Source organism: Bradyrhizobium sp. SZCCHNRI2009, from assembly GCF_032485115.1.
In the GTDB taxonomy this organism is placed as follows: domain Bacteria; phylum Pseudomonadota; class Alphaproteobacteria; order Rhizobiales; family Xanthobacteraceae; genus Bradyrhizobium.
The window spans coordinates 217698-236894 of the sequence record NZ_JAUEUH010000001.1; the positions used below are offsets into that span (position 1 = coordinate 217698).

The following is a 19197-nucleotide window of genomic DNA, read 5'->3' on the forward strand; positions in this document are numbered from 1 at the left end:
CAACAGTTCGAAACAAGCGCCAGATCAGACTCACGCCCCCGGAGGCGGGGGCAGAAAGTGGATGTTGTGCTCGGCGGCGAGCTTCACCACGTCGTCCGGGTTCTGCTCGCGCATGTTGTGGATCGCCCAGAACAGCTCGTAGAGCCGCCGCGTCGGCGACACCCAGAACAGCGTCTTTGCCGTCTGCTGCGACTTGTTGAAGATGCCGTGCGGCTTGCCCATCGGCAGCCGCACCGTGTCGCCGGCGGTGGCGTATTCCTCGGCGCCGTCCAGGAAGAAGTCGAGCCGTCCTTCGAGGATGTAGAGATACTCGTCCTGGTCGGGGTGGATGTGCGGCGGCACGAAGGTGCCTACCGGGAACGTCGCGTGCCAGGAGAAGCTGTGCTCGGTGCGGTTCTTCGGCACATAGACCTGGCCGAGAATGTTCCAGGAGATGCCCTGGATGCCCTCATTGGCCCGGGTGATGCCGGCGATTTCCGGATGGTTCATGTCGTTTTCGCTCCCTGCTGTTACTTGGCCGCGCAATCCTTGGCGTAGCGGTCGGCGTAGTTTTCAAACACCTTCTGCACGATCTCGGTCTGGAACTTGCCGTCCGGCCGCTTGGCGACCTTGGTCAGATAGAAGTCCTGGATCGGATAGCCGTTGGTGTTGAACTTGAAGTTACCGCGCAGCGAGGCAAAATCGGCCTTCTTCAGCGCCGCGGCCACTGCATCCTTGTTGCTGAGGTTGCCGCCGACCGCCTTCACGGCGCTGTCGATCAGCAGCGCAGCGTCATAGGCCTGCATCGCGTAGGTGCCGGGCACGCTGTTGTAGGCGGCCTCGTAGCCGGCGACGAACTTCTTGCTCTGCGGATTGTCGAAATTGGGCGCCCAGTTGGCGCCGCCGAACATTCCGACCGCGGCATCCTGCTGCGCAGGGAGCGTGGATTCGTCGACCGTGAAGGCCGAGAGCACCGGAATGGTGTCGGCAAGGCCGGCCTGCTTGAACTGCTTGACGAGGTTCACGCCCATGCCACCCGGCATGAAGGTGAACACGGCGTCCGGCTTCTGCGAGGAGATCTTGGACAGTTCAGGCTGGAAGTCGAGCGTGTTGAGCGGAACGTAGGACTCTTCGACGATCTCGCCCTTGTAGTCGAGCTTGAAGCCGGCGACGGAATCGCGCCCGGCCTGATAGTTCGGAACCAGCAGATACATCTTCTTGTAGCCGCGGTCCTGCGCGACCTTGCCGAGAACGGCATGCACCTGGTCGTTCTGATACGAGGTCACGTAGAAGTAGGGGCTGCACTCCTTGCCGGCGTAGCTGGACGGACCGGCATTCGGGCTGATCAGGAACGTCTTGTTCTCGGTGACCGGCCGGTGGATCGCCTGCAGCATGTTGGAGAAGATCGGACCGACGACGAAGTCGACCTTGTCACGCTCGAGCAGGCCCTTGACCTTGGTGATCGCGGCGTCCGGCTTCAGCTCGTCGTCGGCGACGACCACCTCGACGTCCTTGCCGCCCATCTTGCCGCCGAGGTCCTTGATGGCAAGGTTGAAGCCGTCGCGGACCTGGCCGCCGAGCGCGGCGGCGGGGCCGGAGAGGGTGACGATGACGCCGATCTTGATCTTGTCGTCGGCCAGCGCCGGCTGGGCGAGCAGGCTCGCGGCAATGCCAAGACCGACGCCGAGACCGGCCAGCTTCGAACTCATTTTCATGACAACTCCCCCGGGATGCGGAAATTCAGGTTTATGTTTTTTGCACATGACCAAACGATGGGCCAGACCGCAGCTTGGTCACAAGCCTAGTCTGATGACGCCCTCAGCTGCAAGCGAGCTGCTTGCGGAAGGGGCAGTTTCGGCACGCATGCAAGCGCCGCGCCAATTGCTTGAAGGTTAAAGGAATTGCCGCCTCATCGTCCTGCGCAAAATGACGGTACATTTTTCCTTGCTCCCAGGAGGTCCTGAAGGTCAAACTCACGAGCCTCGCCAGACGAGGCTGAACGTGCCCAAGTGATTCCGTCATGACGCTTGATTCCGAGACCAAGGCCGTCGAGCTGCCCGAGGACCATGCCGAGGAGCTGCGGCTGTGGCTGCGCCTGCTCACCTGTACGACCCTGATCGAAGGCGAGATCCGCAGCCGGCTGCGCGAGCGTTTCGACGTGACCCTGCCGCGTTTCGACCTGATGGCGCAGCTCGACAAGGCGCCTGATGGCATGACCCTGTCCGACGTCTCCAAGCGCATGATGGTCTCGAACGGCAACGTCACCGGACTGGTCGAGCGCCTCGTCGAATCCGGCCATCTGGATCGCCGCACCTCCGACACCGACCGCCGCGTCCAGGTGATCCGGCTGACCAAGCTCGGCCGCGCCGAATTCCGCAAGATGGCGGCCGAGCACGAGACCTGGATCGCGGACATCTTCGGCGATCTCACGGAGAAGGACGTGCGCGAGTTGATGCGGCTGCTCGCCAAGACCAAGGGATCGGCGCAGAAGGCCGTGCAGCGCCGGCAGGATTGAAGCGGGCCTGACAGGACGTCGCAGGCCACGCTGCCACGCGCGGCAGGCGCTCAAACAATTTGCGGGCAGTGCACAATCTTCGGCTCTTGCGCCTAGATGTTTTAAGTCTAAAATGTTTAGGACTGAAACGTGCCGGGCGTCCTTCCCTTCAGACAGGAGCGTGTGATGGCCACTGCCGCCAAGGTTCAGCAGCCGGAGAGCGCCAGCGCGCATGCGCATAGCGCCCACGTCGACACCTTCGCCCAGGACAATCTGCCGCCGCGTGAGCTGTGGCCAGACTTCGTCTTCAGCCGGCCCGAATTCCAGTATCCGCCGCGGCTGAACTGCGTGACGCATTTCGTCGATCGCTGGGTCAAGGAGGGGCGGGGCGATGCGCCATGCATCATCAGCGCTGACATCAGCTACACGTATCGCGAGCTGCAGGCACTGGTGAACAGGATCGCCAACGTCCTGGTCGGCAAGCTCGGTCTCGTGCCCGGCGGCCGCGTGCTGCTCCGCTCCGCAAACAATCCGATGATGGTTGCCACCTATCTGGCCGTCATCAAGGCCGGCGGCATCGTGGTCGCCACCATGCCGCTGCTGCGCGCCAAGGAGCTGTCCTATCCGATCCAGAAGGCGCAGATCGCGCTGGCCTTGTGCGACGGCAAGCTGGCCGACGAGATGGAAAAGACCCGCCCGATCGCGCCGGCGCTGAAGCAGGTGGTCTATTGGGGCAACCGCCAGCCCAACGCGCTGGAGGCGCTGATCGCCGATGCCAGCCCGGAGTTCACCGCGGTCGATACCGCCTCCGACGATCTCTGCCTGATCGCCTTCACCTCCGGCACGACCGGCGATCCCAAGGGCACGATGCATTTCCACCGCGACATGCTCGCGGTGTGCGACGGCTACGCCCGCAACGTGCTGCGCGCCAGCCAGAGCGACCGCTTCATCGGCACCGCACCGCTCGCCTTCACCTTCGGTTTCGGCGGCGTGCTGTTTCCGATGCACATCGGGGCATCCTACGTCGTGCTGGAAAAGACCTCGCCGGACGATCTGCTCGCGGCCATCGAGCGCTACAAGGCCACCATCTGCTTCACGGCGCCGACCGCCTATCGGGCGATGCTGAGCAAGCTCGAGGGGCGCGACATCTCCTCGCTGCGCAAATGCGTCTCCGCCGGTGAGACCCTGCCGAAGCCGACCTTCGACGCCTGGCTGAAGGCGACCGGGCTGAAGCTGATGGACGGCATCGGCTCGACCGAGATGCTGCATATCTTCATCAGTGCCGTCGAGGACGAGATCCGTCCCGGCGCCACCGGCAAGCCGGTGCCGGGCTACGAGGCCAAGATCGTCGACGACGAGGGCCACGACGTGCCGCCGGGCACGATGGGGCGGCTCGCGGTGCGGGGTCCCACCGGCTGCCGCTATCTCGCCGACGAGCGTCAGCGCAAATACGTCCAGAACGGCTGGAATGTCACCGGCGACACCTATGTGATGGATGAGGACGGCTACTTCTGGTATCAGTCGCGCTCTGACGACATGATCGTCTCGTCCGGCTACAACATCGCCGGCACCGACGTCGAGGCGGCGCTGTTGACGCATGCGGCGGTCGCCGAATGCGGCGTCGTCGGTGCTCCCGACGACGCGCGCGGAATGGTCGTGAAGGCGTATGTCGTGCTGGCGCCGGGGGTGGAAGGCACGCCGGCGCTGGTGGCCGAGCTGCAGGAGCATGTCAAACGCGAGATCGCGCCGTACAAATATCCGCGCGCGATCGAGTTCGTGACGCAACTGCCCAAGACCGAGACCGGCAAGCTGAAGCGGTTCGCCCTGCGGCAGATCGCGCAGGCTGCCGCTACGCCGTCGCCCGGCGCGGCCTCGTAGGAGAGACAAGGAGAGACGTTCGTGAGCACGACCAAGGCGCCCACGCTGGCCGTGGTGAAGCAGGATGAGGCCGAGGGCATGCGCGTTCTGCAGCCGAGCGGCTGGCCGATGCCAAAGGGCTACGCCAACGGCATCAGTGCCGAGGGGCGCATCGTCGTCACCGGCGGCGTGATCGGTTGGGACGCGAGCGAGACGCTCGCCGATGGCTTTGTGACGCAGGTCCGGCAGGCGCTGGAAAACATCGCCGCGATCCTGGCTGAAGGCAATGCGCGTCCGGAGCACCTGGTGCGGCTGACCTGGTACGTCGTCGACATGGATGAGTATCTCGGCAATTTGAGGGAGCTTGGGAAGATCTATCGCGAGATCTTTGGCAGTCATTATCCCGCGATGGCCCTGGTGCAGGTCGTCAGGCTGGTCGAGAAGGCCGCACGGGTGGAGATCGAGGCGACTGCGGTGGTGCCGCGCTGAGGGCGCGTGCTGCCGGCAGGGGCTGGTCTTTGATCGGTCGAACTTGGAACGTGACATCGCGTTCTCGCGGCTGGTCGGCCCGAGCTTTGCTGGTCGATCACCCCCGGCGAAAATCGAGGGCGCAGGGAAGGCCGGGTGTCCACCACACCCGCGGCCCCCGTGCGACAGAAAATGCACGGGGCAGGAACCACAGGTGGGCCGAACATGCCGGCCTTCCCTGCGCGATGTTTGACGGCTTATACGTGGTCTCCCTGGTGCGCCGGGCTTGTTGGCCACCATGATCCGCGCGATGCACTGAGCATCGTCGCGAACGTGATACCAGCGTCGGGGTATCAGGACATCACGACTTCACCGTACGCCACGACATCACTCGTCCGCGCAACAAGCGCATGATGCAACGGCGTCCACCGCGGCCTGCCCCACGTATCGTGACGACGCGTACGCCCCTCTTCGCCTGGGCAGGTTGGGCGCAAGCATCGTCGTGATTTGCCCGACGGCACAAGGCCAGCGCGCTGCGACATGGTAACGCGACGGGCAGTCACACAAGACATCACAGTTCGCAGGCATGTCGCTTCGTTAGTGGAACAATTGTGGTCGTCTGATGATCCTGCCGCCGAATGAACGACTTGGGATCGCCATGTCGCAGACATCAACCTGTTCGAGCGTGACGGCGCAGTGGCGGGTGAGAGCAGGGGGCGGACTTGGACTGGAAACTCTTCGTGACGACGGCGCTGGCCGCCGGCATCGGCGCTGCGGCCGGCGCGCTGGCATTGGCGACGGCCGGGGGCGGCGGCATCGAGCATCAGGCCGACGCCAAGATGCTGGAGATCGGCGTCGCCATCCTGCGCGAGCCGGCGCGGGTGGATGACGATCCGATGCGGTCATGGGCCGTGCGGGTGGTCGAGAAGAAGTCGGGTGTGACTTTTACAGATCAGCAGCGTGCGGCGTTGCTGAAGCGCGCCGCGGGGGGACGGTAGCTCCGCTCCCGGTGCGTAGGGTGGGCAAAGGCGCGCCGTGATCGCGATTGTTTTTTGGCACTGTCTGATCGCGCCGTGCCCGCCGTTGTTCGCGGATGGTCCGCCGGTGGGCACGCGATCGTGCGGCTTACTCCGCACGACGGCTTTGTCCACCCTACGAACTTATGGCGTCATTGCGAGGAGCGCAGCGACGAAGCAATCCAGAGTCGCGCACTCGGCCCTGGATTGCTTCCGCCTTCGCCCGAGAGGGCTTCGGCGGACACGTCGCTGCGCTCGCAATGACGCGTGGGGAGATCGGAGTGCTACTGATACGCCGAGACGATGTCGCTCACAGCGCGTTCCAATTGCTGAGCTGTCGCGCAGGGGCGCACGACGTTGCAGAAGGTCTGGTAGCGCGGCATCTCTGAATCGCCCCAGCCCCAGGTCATGCGGCCCTCTGGATTGAGCCAGACCACGCGCTTGGCGCGTTCGGAGATGGCTTTGAGGATATCGGCGCGCGGGTCGAGCTTGTTGCTGCGGGCGTCGCCGAGCACGATCACGGTCGTCTGCGGCGTCACCGCGGCCATGAACTGCTTCTCGAAATCCACCAGCGACGAGCCGTAGTCGGACGAGCCGAAGCCGACCTTGTGCATGATCTCGGCCATGGCCTCCTCGGCCGGCTTCTGCTCAAGGATCTCGCTGACCTCGATCAGGTGGCCGGAGAACGCGAACGAGCGAACATCGCTGACGACGTCGTGCAGGCTGTGGATCAGCAGCAGGAAGAAATCCGAGACGCGGGCGACGGAGCCCGAGACATCGCACAGCGCGACGATCTTCGGGCGGTCGCGGTGCCGGCGCTTCCACGCGGTGAGGAAGGGCACGCTGCCCCAGGCCGCGTTGCGGCGGAGCGTGCGGCGGACGTCGAGATGGCCGCGGCGCTGGCGCTTGCGCGGCTTCGCATAGCGCTCGCGCAGGCGGCGCGCGATCTGCCGGATCAGCGCCCGCATCTCCGCGACCTGGCGCGGCTCGATCCGCGACAGCTGCGCGTTGCGCAGGATCTCGTGGCGCAGGTTCTCGGTCTCCTCGCGGCCGTACAGCGCGAGCGCCTGCGCGACCGCATCGCGCACGGTGTCGCGCAGGCCGTCGAGCCCGGCCTGCAGCCGCTCCGCCAACGCCGGATTGGTCTCGGTGAGCCTATCGAGATCGTCGCGCAGCCGCTGGATCCCCATCGTCTCCAGCATGCGGCTGGAGAACAGGCCGCGCTGGGTGAAGTAGCGGATCTCCGACAGCCCGACGGCGCTGGACGCGTTGGCGATCGCGGCCGAGATGTCAGCCGTGTTCTGCGCCAGCAGCATCTGGGCAAGAGTGCCGAGCTCCGCGTCCGCCTCACCGCCGATCGGCTCTCCGGATGGCGGGGCCGACTGAGCCTCATTCGACGCCGCGTCCTGCTGCGTCTCGTCATTCGCCTCGGCCTGCGCCGGATCGACATGGGCGAAGAACAGGTCGAAGCAGGCGCCGAGCGCCTTCTTCTCGTCCTCGCTCTTGGCGAGCGTCAGCAGCAGGCTGTCGCGCAGCACCGTGCGATCGGCGAGACCGACGCTCGCCACAGCGCGCATCGCGTCGATGCTCTCGGCCGGCGACACGTGCACGCCGGCGCCGCGCGCCGCCCGAAAGAACCGATGCAGGTTCTCCTGCATGAGAGCCTCACCCGAAGATGTTCTGGCGCTGCGCCTTGGCGACGAAGGTCGTCACCTGCGGCAGCGCCACCTCGATGTCGGACTCGTATTTCAAGAGAACGTTGAGCGTATCCTTCACCACGTCATGGCCGAGCTCGGCCGCCTGCAGCAGCACCAGCACGCGCGCCCAGTCGATGGTCTCGCTGACCGACGGCTGCTTCTTCAGGTCGAGCGTTCTGACGTCGTGGATGAAGGCCACGAGCTGCCGGCGCAGATTCTGCGAGATGCCGGGCACGCGGCTCTCGACGATGCGCTCTTCCAGCCGCTGCTCGGGGAAGCCGATGTGCAGATGCAGGCAGCGCCGCTTCAGGGCGTCGCCGAGATTGCGCTCGGAGTTGGAGGTCAGGATCACGGTCGGCGGCTTGGCGGCGGCGATGCTGCCGAGCTCGGGGATCGTGACCTGGAAGTCCGACAGGATCTCCAGCAGCAGCGACTCGAACTCGGCGTCGGACTTGTCGATCTCGTCGATCAGCAGCACGCAGCCGTTGGGCTCGAGCAGCGCCTGCAGCAGCGGCCGCGGCTCGACGAACTCCTTGGAGAAGAACACGTCGCCGAAATCGTGCAGCTGGCCGAGCGCCGCATGCAAGGTCTGAGCGCCGCCGAGCACCTCGCCGAGCTTGTCCTTCAGGATCTGGGTGTAGAGCAGCTGCTTGGCGTATTTCCACTCGTAGAGCGCCTTGGCCTCGTCGAGCCCCTCATAACATTGCAGCCGGATCATCTTGAGGCCGCGCCAGGCGGCGATCGCCTTGGCAAGCTCGGTCTTGCCGACGCCGGCTGGGCCCTCGACCAGGATCGGCTTGTCGATCGCCTGCGACAGGTAGACGGCGGTGGCGATCTGGCGGCTGGCGATATAGCCCTGGGCGGCGAGGCCGGCCTCGACGGCCGCGATCGAGGCGATGGCTGAAGAGGGGGCCGGGGAATCAGCCACTGACGAAACTCCGTTTCCTGGTATCAGGACCCGGCGCAGATGTGATCGGCGTTCCGGCCCCTGGACGTTGGTGGTCAGGCGAAAACCCTGACTTTTCCTCGCATTGTGTTATGTCCTGGCTACGCGTCCCGGGCAGCCCTGTCCAGTGCGCGCGTGGGTGCCTCGGCCGCATGGCTGCCGGTCGCCAGCGGACCGGACCGAGAACCTCCTCCTGCAAATCACGCCGAGCGGAATATGAACCGATCCATCCTACATCTCCTCGTCCTGCTGGTTCTCGTGGTCGGAGGCGGCTGGATCATCGGAGCCTCCAACACGCCCGGCGCCTGGTACGGCTCGCTCAACAAGCCCTGGTTCACCCCGCCCGGCTGGCTGTTTCCGATCGCCTGGACGGTGCTCTACGTCATGATCGCGGTCGCCGGCTGGCGCACCTATGAGCGGGTCGAAAGCGGTGCGGTGATGCAGGTGTGGTGGGGACAGCTGGTGCTGAACTTCGCCTGGTCGCCGGTGTTCTTCACCGCGCATCTGATGTGGGTCGCGTTCGCGATCATCGCCAGCATGTTCGTGCTGATCGTGACCTTCATCGTGATGCAATGGCGCGAGGACCGGATCGCGGCGCTGCTGTTCGTGCCCTATGCCTGTTGGGTCGCGTTCGCGTCGGCGCTGAATTTCTCGGTGAACGTGCTGAATTGAGATGAGGCGGCTGATGGGGCGACGCTGTCAACAATCGGGTGTGCTGCCGCCGTGTCCTCCGCTGTCGTCCCTGCGAACGCAGGGACCCATACCGCGGACGGCCGATTGTCGGAAAAGACTCCGAGTTGCCTTTCGTGCTCAACAATCAGGACCGGTGGTTATGGGTCCCTGCGTTCGCAGGGACGACAGTCGGGGGTGGGGCGGGCAGCGCGGCAGACTGACGCTTGATGGTCGAGGCGTTCACCCATGAACCTCAAGCAGCTCGAATATTTCGTGCAGGTCGCCGAGCACGGCTCGTTCAGCAAGGCCGCGTCCGTGCTCGACGTCGCGCAGCCGGCGCTGTCGCGGCAGGTGCGGGCGCTGGAATCGGAGTTGAAGCAGCAGCTGTTCGCGCGCAACGGGCGGGGCGTGGCGCTGACCGAGGCCGGCAAGCGGCTGCTCGACCACAGCGTCGGCGTGCTGCAGCTGGTGGCGCATGCGCGCGAAGATCTCGGCGCCAGCCGCGATGCGCCGGTCGGCCGCGTCACCATCGGTCTGCCACCGAGCATCGCGCGGCAATTGACGCTGCCGCTGATCGATCGCTTCCGCAAGGAGTATCCGGCGGCGCGACTGGCCGTCGTCGAGGGGCTGTCGACGCATGTGGTGGAGTGGGTCACCACCGGACGCATCGACGTCGGCATGGTCTACAATCCGGAAGCCCAGCCCGGCATCGAGATCACGCCGGTGCTGCAGGAGCCGTTGGCGCTGGTGAGCCACGCGCCCAAGGGCAAGCGCCGCGTCACCGCGCCGCTGCCGATGGCCGAGCTGTCCCGCTACCAGCTGATCATGCCGGAGCGGGTGCACGCGATGCGGCGCCTGCTGGAGACGCAGGCGGCGCTCGCCGGCATCAAGCTCGACATCGCCTGGGAGGTGTCGAGCGTGCCCTCGATCATCGATCTCGTCTGCGCCGGCTACGGCCACGCCGTGCTGACCCCGAGTGGCGTCGCCGCCTCGGGCCGCGCCAGCGAGCTCGCCATCCGCCCACTGACCGAGCCCGCCCCGACCAGCGTGCTGTGCTTCGTCACCTCGGCGCACAAGCGCCCGACGCCGCTGGCGCAGCAGACCATCAAGCTGGCGACCGCGCTGATCCGGAAGCTGCCGCGGTGAATCGCGGGTGATCTCGGCTCGGGCAGTGCCACCCTCCCCTGGAGGGGGAGGGTCGCTCGCACGCGAAGCGGGCGAGCGGGGTGGGGTGAAGCCATGGGCACCGGTGCATCTGGAGAGATCACCCCACCCCGCCTCACGGCTCGCTTCGCTCCCCGTGAGCCGACCCTCCCCCTCCAGGGGAGGGTGGAGCCCGCGGTGTCTGAGTCGTGCGAAAGCCAACAGCGGAGTTGTTCAGACCCATTCTAAAATCAGCATGGCTCATCTGATATCTTATGCCGTTTCAGAATAGCTGATAGAAGCCCCCGGGCGCTGGCGCGGGCCGGCGCGCTCGGTCACATACCCGGTCAAGCCGCCGAAGCAGCAGGGCCGATCCCGTCAGGGATGGCGCGCCCTGCGGACCTCGGCCAACGCGCCAGAACAGCACCCAAGGAAGCAGAAGCGATGCCAACGACCGCCCGCGTCGACGTCCAGGCCTTTCTCGACGACCACAAGTTCTCCGCCTTCCAATGGCTGATCTTCGCGCTCGGCTTCGTCATCGTGCTGCTCGACGGCTTCGACACCGCGGCGATCGGCTTCATCGCGCCGTCGCTCCTGAAGGAGTGGGGCATCGAGAAATCGGCGCTTGGACCGGTGCTGAGCGCGGCGCTGTTCGGTCTTGCCGGCGGGGCGCTGTTCGCGGGGCCGATCGCCGATCGTCTCGGCCGCAAGCTGGTGCTGGTCGGCTCCGTGCTGATCTTCGGCATCGCCTGTCTGGCCTCGGCGTTCGCGACCAACCTGACCGAGCTCACCGTGCTCCGCTGCGTCACCGGCATCGGCCTCGGTGCCGCCATGCCGAATGCCGTGACCCTGCTCAGCGAGTACTGTCCGGGCCGGCTGCGTGCGACCATGACCAACCTGATGTTCTGCGGCTTTCCGCTCGGCGCGGCCTGCGGCGGCTTCCTCGCGGCGTGGATGATCCCGCAATGGGGCTGGCGCAGCGTGCTGGTGCTCGGCGGCGTCACGCCGCTGGTGCTGACCGTGCTGCTGATCGCGATCCTGCCCGAGTCGGTGCACTACCTGCTGTCGCGCGGCGCGAGCGTCGAGCGCGTCCGCAAGGTGATGCGCCGGATATCGGCTGCAGCCTCCGATGTCGGCCAGTTCGTGATGCTGGAGCCGGAGCACGCCGAGACCACCCGGCGCGTCAACGCGACCGGCATCGGCATGGTGCTGTCGCCGGTGCTGCGCGTCGGCTCGGTGATGCTGTGGGTCACCTATTTCATGGGGCTCGTGATCTTCTACTCGCTGATCAACTGGATGCCGGTCCTGTTCAAGGATGTCGGGCTCAATCCGCAGACCGCGACCCTGATCTCGGCGCTGTTCCCGCTCGGCGGCGTCGGCGCGGTGTTCTTTGGCCTGCTGATGGACCGCTTCAATGCCAACCGCATCGTGGCGGTCGGCTACGCCCTGACCGCGGTGGCGATCTTCCTGATCGGCCAGGCCGTCGGCAACATCGGCTTCCTGGTGGTGATCGTGTTCGTCGCCGGCGTCGTGATGAACACGGCCCAGTCGTCGCTGCCGGCGCTGGCCGCCGCGTTCTATCCGACCCAGGGCCGCGCCACCGGCGTTGCCTGGATGATGGGCATCGGCCGCTTCGGCGGTATTGCCGGCTCGTTCCTGGTCGCCGAGCTGACCGCGCGCCACCTGACCTTCAGCGAGATTTTCACCGTGATCGCGGTTCCCGGCTTGATCGCGGCGCTCGCCCTTGTGGTAAAGCAGGTCGTGGGACCGGGAGGCCGCGGCAGCGGCAAGGATGTCTGCAGCCCCGTGGTGGCGCATTGAACGGTTCGCAGCGGCCGGAACGAGAGCAATTTTCGAGGGAGAGACTGACGTGATCATCGACGTGCACGGCCATTACACGACGGCCCCGAAGGCGCTGGAAGAGTGGCGCAACCGGCAGATCGCGGGCATCAAGGACGCTTCCGTGATGCCGAAGGCCTCCGAGCTCAAGATCAGCGACGACGAGCTGCGCGAGAGCATCGAGAGCAACCAGCTCAAGAAGATGAAGGAGCGCGGCAGCGACCTCACGGTGTTCTCGCCGCGCGCGAGCTTCATGGCTCACCACATCGGCGACTTCCAGGTGTCCTCGACCTGGGCCGCGATCTGCAACGAGCTGTGCTACCGCGTCAGCAAGCTGTTCCCGGACAATTTCATCGGCGTCGCGATGCTGCCGCAGTCGCCGGGCGTCGACCCCAAGACCTGCATTCCCGAACTGGAGAAGTGCATCAAGGAGTACGGCTTCGTCGGCATCAACCTCAACCCGGATCCCTCGGGCGGCCACTGGACCTCGCCGCCGCTGTCGGACCGGCACTGGTATCCGATCTACGAGAAGATGGTCGAGCTCGACATCCCCGCGATGATCCACGTCTCCACCAGCTGCAACGCCTGCTTCCACACCACGGGCGCGCACTACCTCAACGCCGACACCACGGCGTTCATGCAGTGCCTGACGTCGGACCTGTTCAAGGACTTCCCGACGTTGAAGTTCCTAATCCCGCATGGCGGCGGCGCGGTGCCGTATCACTGGGGCCGGTTCCGCGGCCTCGCCCAGGAGCTGAAGAAGCCGCTGTTGAAGGATCACCTGCTCAACAACATCTTCTTCGATACCTGTGTCTATCACCAGCCGGGCATCGACCTGCTCACCGGCGTGATCCCGATCGACAACATCCTGTTCGCGTCGGAAATGATCGGCGCCGTCCGTGGCATCGACCCGGAGACCGGCTTCTACTACGACGACACCAAGCGCTATATCGAGGCCGCCAAGCTGACCCCCGAGCAGCGCCACCAGATCTATGAAGGCAATGCACGGCGCGTGTTCCCGCGGCTCGACGCCGCGTTGAAGGCCAAGGGCAAGTAATCTAAAGGGCAGGCGATATGAGCACCCCCATGAACAATCTCGGCATCGTCAAGACGAAGATCACCCGCGCCGACAAGGCGGCGGTGGAGAAGCTGTCCAAGTTCGGCGTCGCCACCATCCACGAGGCGATGGGCCGCGTCGGCCTGATGCAGTGCTACATGCGCCCGATCTATCCGACGGCGAAAATGTGCGGCACGGCCGTCACCGTGCTGCTGCAGCCCGGCGACAACTGGATGCTGCATGTTGCGGCCGAGCAGATCCAGCCCGGCGACGTCGTCGTCGCCGCCTGCACGGTGGAGAACACCGACGGCTTCTTCGGCGATTTGCTGGCGACCAGCTTCCGCGCCCGCGGCGCCCAGGGCCTCGTGATCGACGGCGGCGTGCGCGACGTTGCTGATCTGACTGAGATGCAGTTCCCGGTGTTCTCGCGCGCCATCTCGGCTCGCGGCACCGTCAAGGCCACGCTCGGCTCGGTCAACATCCCGATCGTCTGCGCCGGAGCTGCCGTCAATCCGGGTGACGTGATCGTCGCCGATGTCGACGGCATCGTCGTGGTGCCGGCCGCGGTCGCCCACCAGGCAGCCGACGCCGCTGCTGCGCGCGAGGCCAACGAGGCCGACAAGCGCGAGAAGCTCGCGTCCGGCGTGCTCGGCCTCGACATGTACAAGATGCGCGAGCCGCTGGCGAAGGCCGGGCTCAAATACATCGATTGAGCATGACCGCGGCGTCCAACCCAAATCCTTCGAACCGATGGCATGTCGGGCTGATCGGCTACGGCGAGGTCGGCAAGATCCTCGCCGAGGATCTGCGCAAGGACGGCGTGCGCGTCTCGGCCTATGACGTCAAGCTGGCCGACTCGCGCGGCGACGCGATGCGTGACCACGCCGACAGCATCGGCGTGACGCTGGCCGCATCGCATGCGGAGCTGGCGGCGGAGGCCGACTTCATCGTCTCCGCGGTGACCGCCAGCCAGGACGTGGCCGTCGCCGAGGCCTGCGCTGCAGCCATCAAGCCTGGCGCGTGGTTCCTCGACTTCAACTCGGCCTCGCCCGGCGCCAAGCAGCGCGCCGCCGCGCTGATCGACGGCGCCGGCGGCCGCTATGTCGAGGGCGCGGTCATGACCTCGGTGCCGCCGTATCGCATCAAGGTGCCGCTGCTGCTCGGCGGCGCCGGCGCGCGCGAGTTGGCGCCGCTGCTCAACGATCTTGGCTTCGCCGCCAAGCCCGCCAGCGACAAGCTCGGCGTCGCCTCGGCGACCAAGATGTGCCGCAGCATCATGATCAAGGGCCTCGAGGCGATGGTGATCGAGAGCTTCACCACCGCGCGCGCCTATGGCGTCGAGGACGCGGTGCTGGCTTCGCTGCAGGAGACGTTCCCCGGCATCGACTGGGAGAAGCAGGGCGCCTATTTCTTTCAGCGCGTGATCGAGCATGGCCGCCGCCGCGCCGAGGAGGTGAGGGAGGTTGCCGAGACCGTGCGCGACATCGGGCTGACGCCGTGGTCGGCGGAAGGCACCGCCGAGCGCCAGGCCTGGGTCGCCGATCTCGCCGATGGCGGCCTGTTCGGCACCCGCGGCACCAAGGAATTCGCGCGCAGCCCGGACTGGCGCACCGAGGCCGATCGCATTCTCAACAAGATCAAGTCCAAGGAGTAGGGAACCTCATGGAGTTCCAGAAGACCCCGGGATGGCTCGACTGGTATGACGGCCCGTCGAAGCCGCGCTTCAAGGTGCCGGCCGGCAGTGTCGACGCGCATTGTCACGTGTTCGGCCCCGGCGCCGAATTCCCCTATGCGCCCGAGCGCAAGTACACCCCCTGCGACGCCTCCAAGCAGCAGCTCTATGCGCTGCGCGACCATCTCGGCTTCGCGCGCAACGTCGTGGTGCAGGCAACCTGCCACGGCGCCGACAACCGCGCCATGGTCAATGCGCTGGTGCATTCCAACGGCAGGGCTCGCGGCGTCGCCACCGTCAAGCGCAGCGTCACCGACGAGGAACTGAAGGCGATGCACGACGCCGGCGTGCGCGGCGTCCGCTTCAATTTCGTCAAGCGCCTGGTTGACTTCACGCCCAAGGACGAGCTGATCGAGATCGCCAACCGCATCAGCAAGCTCGGCTGGCATGTCGTGATCTATTTCGAAGCCGTCGACCTGCCGGAGCTATGGGACTTCTTCACCTCGCTGCCGACCACGGTCGTCGTCGACCACATGGGCCGTCCTGATGTGACCAAGCCGGTCGATGGTCCGGAGTTCGAGCTGTTCGTGAAGTTCATGCGCGAGCACGGCAACGTCTGGTCCAAGGTGAGCTGCCCGGAGCGTCTCTCGGTCAAAGGACCGCCGGCGCTGAACGGCGAGCAGAGCGCCTATCGCGACGTGGTGCCGTTCGCCCGACGCATCGTCGAGACCTTCCCGGATCGCGTGCTGTGGGGCACCGACTGGCCGCATCCGAACCTGAAGGACCACATGCCGGACGACGGCCTGCTGGTCGACTTCATTCCGCATATCGCCGTCACCGCGGAGCTGCAGCACAAGCTCCTGGTCGACAATCCGATGCGGCTGTACTGGCCCGAAGAATCCTGAAGGAGGGAAGCGATGTCGCTCGACAAACCCTATACCGACGTTCCCGGCACGACCATCTTCGACGCGGACATGTCGCGGATGGGCTATCACCTCAACCAGTTCTGCATGTCCCTGATGAAGGCGGAGAACCGCGCCCGCTTCAAGGCCAATGAGCGCGCCTATCTCGACGAATGGCCGATGAGCGAGGAGCAGAAGCAGGCCGTGCTCGACCGCGACCTCAACCGCTGCATTGCGCTCGGCGGCAACATCTACTTCCTCGCCAAGATCGGCGCGACCGACGGCAAGAGCTTTCAGCAGATGGCGGGCAGCATGACCGGCATGACCGAGGACCAGTACCGCGAGATGATGATCAAGGGCGGCCGCTCGGTCGAGGGCAACCGCTACACCGGGGAGAAGAAGTAAATGGCCCATATCTCCGCAAGCGTCTTCACCTCGCACGTCCCGGCGATCGGCGCAGCCCTCGACCTCGGCAAGACCGGCGAGGATTATTGGAAGCCGGTCTTCGCCGGCTACGACTTCGCCAAGCAGTGGGAGAAGGAGCAGAAGCCGGACGTCGTATTCCTGGTCTTCAACGACCATGCGACCGCCTTCAGCCTGGACATGATTCCCACGTTCGCGATCGGCACCGCGGCTGAATATCAGCCGGCCGACGAGGGCTGGGGCCCGCGCCCGGTCCCCAAGGTGATCGGGCATCCGAAGCTCGCCGCGCACATCGCGCAGTCGGTGATCCAGGACGATTTCGACCTCACCATCGTCAACAAGATGGACGTCGATCACGGCCTCACCGTGCCGCTCAGCCTGATCTTCGGCCAGGTCGATGCCTGGCCGTGCCCGGTGATCCCGTTCGCCGTCAACGTCGTGCAATATCCGGTGCCGTCCGGCCGCCGCTGCTTCATGCTCGGCAAGGCGATCCGCAAGGCGATCGAGAGCTATGACGAGCCGCTCAACGTGCAGATCTGGGGCACCGGCGGCATGAGCCACCAGCTGCAGGGGCCGCGCGCCGGCCTGATCAATCGCGAATGGGACAACATGTTCCTGGACAAGCTGATCAACGATCCGGAAGGCCTGTCCAAGGTGCCGCATATCGAGTACGTCCGCGAGGCCGGCAGCGAGGGCATCGAGCTCGTGATGTGGCTGATCGCGCGCGGCGCCATGAGCGACGTCAACGAGACCAAGAAGGGCAACGCGCCGACCGTGCGTCACCGCTTCTATCATGTGCCGGCGAGCAACACGGCCGTCGGCCATCTGATCCTGGAGAACAACTGATATGGCCAAGACCATCAAGGTCGCGCTCGCCGGCGCCGGCGCCTTCGGCATCAAGCATCTCGACGGCATCAAGAACATCGACGGGGTCGAGGTGGTGTCGCTGGTCGGCCGCCGCTTCGACCAGACCAAGGAAGTCGCCGACAAATACGGCATCAAGCACGTCTCGACCGAGCTCGCCAACAGCCTCAAGCTGCCGGAGGTCGATGCCGTCATCCTCTGCACGCCGACCCAGATGCATGCGGCGCAGGCGATCGACTGCCTCAAGGCCGGCAAGCATGTCCAGGTCGAGATTCCGCTCGCCGACTCGCTGAAGGACGCGCAGCAGGTGGTGGAGCTGCAGAAGGAGACCAAGCTGGTCGCTATGTGCGGCCACACCCGCCGCTTCAATCCCAGCCACCAGTTCGTGCACAAGAAGATCAAGGCCGGCGAATTCCACATCCAGCAGATGGACGTGCAGACCTACTTCTTCCGCCGCACCAACATGAACGCGCTGGGCCAGCCGCGCAGCTGGACCGACCATCTGCTGTGGCACCACGCCGCCCACACCGTCGACCTGTTCGCCTATCAGGCGGGCTCGCCGATCGTGAAGGCCAATGCGATCCAGGGTCCGATCCACCCGACCCTGGGCATCGCCATGGACATGTCGATCCAGCTCAAGGCCGCCAATGGCGCGATCTGCACGCTGTCGCTGTCGTTCAACAATGACGGCCCGCTCGGCACCTTCTTCCGCTACATCGGCGACACCGGCACCTATATCGCCCGCTACGACGATCTGGTGAACGGCAAGGAAGAGAAGATCGACGTCTCCAAGGTCGACGTCTCCATGAACGGCATCGAGCTGCAGGACCGCGAGTTCTTCGCCGCGATCCGCGAGGGCCGCGAGCCCAACGCCTCCGTTGCCCAGGTGCTGCCCTGCTACCAGGTGCTGCACGATCTCGACGTGCAGCTCGCCAAGGGCTGATACTTCTTCCCTCCTCGCGCGCGTTGCGCGTGAGGAGGTTTCTACGATGGCGCAGATCTACGGCGCCTTGGACGGCTTCAGCTTCGGCAGCGTCGCGACGATCTTCTGCTTGCCGTCGACGATCTCGGCCAGGAAGCTCTCACGGTCGATGTCGCCGTTCTGGTCCCAGCTTGCCTCCATCAGCATGCCCGGCGCCTTGTCCGGCGTCAGCGTCAATCCCTTCATGGTGGCGCCGAAAGCGTGGCCGTCGAACTTGCCGATCATCTCGGTCACGTATTTGACGAGATAGACCGCGGTATAGCCCTTGATGCCGTTATGGTCGGGCCAATAGCGGTAGCGCTCGTTGAACTTCTTCGCAAAGGCCTGGATGGCTGGGACCGGCGCATCCGCGCTCAGGCCGACATGGCCGCGCACGCCGTTGGCGGCGGGGCCTGCGAGCTCCACGACCTTCTGGCTGAGCAGCGTCGTCTCTCCGAACAGCGGCACCGACAATCCCTGACGTTTGGCCTCGATCAGGAAACGCGCGCTTTCTTCCTCGTTGGTGTAGACGAAGATCGCGTCGGCCTTGACGTTCTTCAGCTTGATGACGTCGGAGCCGAAATCGACCTGGCCCTGCTCGGTCGACAGGTCGGACACGACGTCGATGCCGCGGGCCTTCACCTCCTTGACGAAGCTGTCGCGGCCGCCTTTGCCGAAATCGTTGTTCACCCAGACCACCGCGACGGACTTCACGTTCAGCTGGTCATGCAGATAGTTGGCGATCTTCGGCATGCTGAACTGCTGGCCGAAGGCGGTGCGGAAGATCCAGGGATTGCCCTGCGTCGTGATATCGGCGGCCTCGGCGCCGACGATCTGCGGCACCTCGGCCTGCTGCGTCAGCGCCATGTTGACCTTGACCGAGCCCGAATAGATCGGCCCCAACACCACATAGGGCTCGCGGTCGAGCACCTTCTGCACCTGGGCCCGGGAGACGCCGGGATTGCTCTGGGTGTCGAGGTGCTCGGTCGCAATCTTGCGGCCGAGAATGCCTCCGGCATTGTTGATCTCGTCGACCGCCAGGGCGACGCCATCGCGCCAGTTCGTGCCCGACACGGCTCCGGGGCCGGACAGCTCGACGACATCGGGAATGTAGACGGTGTTCTCTGCCCAGGCCAAACCCGTCCACAATGACATGGCGGCCGCCAAGCCGCTCAATCTTCCCAGATGCCTCATGACGTCCTCCCGA

The 19197-nt window shown here is 65.4% G+C and carries 19 protein-coding genes; 14 read left to right on the plus strand and 5 right to left on the minus strand.

The genetic code is table 11. From position 1 onward, the window contains the following. Window positions 1–30: 30 nt before the first annotated feature. Window positions 31–489 carry a cupin domain-containing protein gene (locus QX041_RS01025; RefSeq protein WP_315751999.1) on the minus strand — a complete coding sequence of 153 codons (459 nt, stop codon included), beginning with the start codon at window positions 487–489 and terminating at the stop codon, window positions 31–33. 20 nt (window positions 490–509) lie between these two features. Further along, on the minus strand, window positions 510–1694 hold the full coding sequence (locus QX041_RS01030; protein WP_315715618.1) for an ABC transporter substrate-binding protein: 1185 nt from the start codon (window positions 1692–1694) through the stop codon (window positions 510–512). Window positions 1695–1999: 305 nt separating this feature from the next. Here QX041_RS01030 and QX041_RS01035 point away from each other — a divergent pair, with 305 nt between their 5' ends. The 4 genes from QX041_RS01035 to QX041_RS01050 all read left to right on the plus strand — a co-directional run bounded on the left by QX041_RS01035 (window position 2000) and on the right by QX041_RS01050 (window position 5796). Continuing rightward, window positions 2000–2494: a MarR family transcriptional regulator gene (locus tag QX041_RS01035; protein WP_315751998.1), complete on the plus strand. Its 495-nt coding sequence runs from the start codon at window positions 2000–2002 to the stop codon at window positions 2492–2494. Between the two features lie 165 nt (window positions 2495–2659). Next, window positions 2660–4351 carry a benzoate-CoA ligase family protein gene (locus tag QX041_RS01040; RefSeq protein ID WP_316164303.1) on the plus strand — a complete coding sequence of 564 codons (1692 nt, stop codon included), beginning with the start codon at window positions 2660–2662 and terminating at the stop codon, window positions 4349–4351. A gap of 21 nt (window positions 4352–4372) precedes the next feature. Next, on the plus strand, window positions 4373–4819 hold the full coding sequence (locus QX041_RS01045) for a RidA family protein (RefSeq protein ID WP_315715621.1): 447 nt from the start codon (window positions 4373–4375) through the stop codon (window positions 4817–4819). Between the two features lie 701 nt (window positions 4820–5520). Next, window positions 5521–5796 (plus strand): hypothetical protein, encoded by a 276-nt coding sequence (locus tag QX041_RS01050; protein ID WP_315715622.1) that lies wholly within the window; start codon window positions 5521–5523, stop codon window positions 5794–5796. A gap of 302 nt (window positions 5797–6098) precedes the next feature. Here the strand turns inward: QX041_RS01050 and QX041_RS01055 are convergent, their stop codons facing one another. After that, window positions 6099–7472, minus strand: coding sequence for a vWA domain-containing protein (locus tag QX041_RS01055; protein ID WP_316164304.1), 1374 nt, complete (start codon window positions 7470–7472; stop codon window positions 6099–6101). Between the two features lie 7 nt (window positions 7473–7479). Beyond that, window positions 7480–8439 carry a MoxR family ATPase gene (locus tag QX041_RS01060; protein WP_315715624.1) on the minus strand — a complete coding sequence of 320 codons (960 nt, stop codon included), beginning with the start codon at window positions 8437–8439 and terminating at the stop codon, window positions 7480–7482. A 276-nt stretch (window positions 8440–8715) separates the two neighbouring features. Here QX041_RS01060 and QX041_RS01065 point away from each other — a divergent pair, with 276 nt between their 5' ends. The 10 genes from QX041_RS01065 (at window position 8716) to QX041_RS01110 (ending at window position 17972) form a co-directional block, all read left to right on the plus strand. Continuing rightward, on the plus strand, window positions 8716–9129 hold the full coding sequence (locus QX041_RS01065; RefSeq protein WP_316164824.1) for a TspO/MBR family protein: 414 nt from the start codon (window positions 8716–8718) through the stop codon (window positions 9127–9129). Between the two features lie 246 nt (window positions 9130–9375). Then, complete coding sequence (locus QX041_RS01070) at window positions 9376–10275, plus strand: LysR substrate-binding domain-containing protein (RefSeq protein ID WP_316164305.1); 900 nt, start codon at window positions 9376–9378, stop codon at window positions 10273–10275. Between the two features lie 441 nt (window positions 10276–10716). Then, entirely contained in the window at window positions 10717–12093 is a 1377-nt protein-coding gene (locus tag QX041_RS01075) for an MFS transporter (RefSeq protein WP_316164306.1), read from the plus strand. Between the two features lie 49 nt (window positions 12094–12142). Next, window positions 12143–13168: an amidohydrolase family protein gene (locus QX041_RS01080; protein ID WP_316164307.1), complete on the plus strand. Its 1026-nt coding sequence runs from the start codon at window positions 12143–12145 to the stop codon at window positions 13166–13168. Window positions 13169–13185: 17 nt separating this feature from the next. After that, on the plus strand, window positions 13186–13881 hold the full coding sequence (gene ligK, locus QX041_RS01085; protein ID WP_011925385.1) for a 4-carboxy-4-hydroxy-2-oxoadipate aldolase/oxaloacetate decarboxylase: 696 nt from the start codon (window positions 13186–13188) through the stop codon (window positions 13879–13881). A 2-nt stretch (window positions 13882–13883) separates the two neighbouring features. After that, on the plus strand, window positions 13884–14822 hold the full coding sequence (locus QX041_RS01090) for an NAD(P)-dependent oxidoreductase (RefSeq protein ID WP_315715630.1): 939 nt from the start codon (window positions 13884–13886) through the stop codon (window positions 14820–14822). Window positions 14823–14830: 8 nt separating this feature from the next. Continuing rightward, window positions 14831–15745 carry an amidohydrolase family protein gene (locus QX041_RS01095; RefSeq protein ID WP_315715631.1) on the plus strand — a complete coding sequence of 305 codons (915 nt, stop codon included), beginning with the start codon at window positions 14831–14833 and terminating at the stop codon, window positions 15743–15745. Between the two features lie 12 nt (window positions 15746–15757). Next, complete coding sequence (gene ligA / locus QX041_RS01100; protein WP_257168873.1) at window positions 15758–16147, plus strand: protocatechuate 4,5-dioxygenase subunit alpha; 390 nt, start codon at window positions 15758–15760, stop codon at window positions 16145–16147. After that, window positions 16148–17011: a class III extradiol dioxygenase subunit beta gene (locus tag QX041_RS01105; RefSeq protein WP_315715633.1), complete on the plus strand. Its 864-nt coding sequence runs from the start codon at window positions 16148–16150 to the stop codon at window positions 17009–17011. 1 nt (window position 17012) lies between these two features. Next, window positions 17013–17972, plus strand: coding sequence for a Gfo/Idh/MocA family oxidoreductase (locus QX041_RS01110; RefSeq protein ID WP_315715634.1), 960 nt, complete (start codon window positions 17013–17015; stop codon window positions 17970–17972). Between the two features lie 57 nt (window positions 17973–18029). Here the strand turns inward: QX041_RS01110 and QX041_RS01115 are convergent, their stop codons facing one another. Beyond that, window positions 18030–19184 carry an ABC transporter substrate-binding protein gene (locus QX041_RS01115; RefSeq protein WP_315715635.1) on the minus strand — a complete coding sequence of 385 codons (1155 nt, stop codon included), beginning with the start codon at window positions 19182–19184 and terminating at the stop codon, window positions 18030–18032. Window positions 19185–19197: the final 13 nt, after the last annotated feature.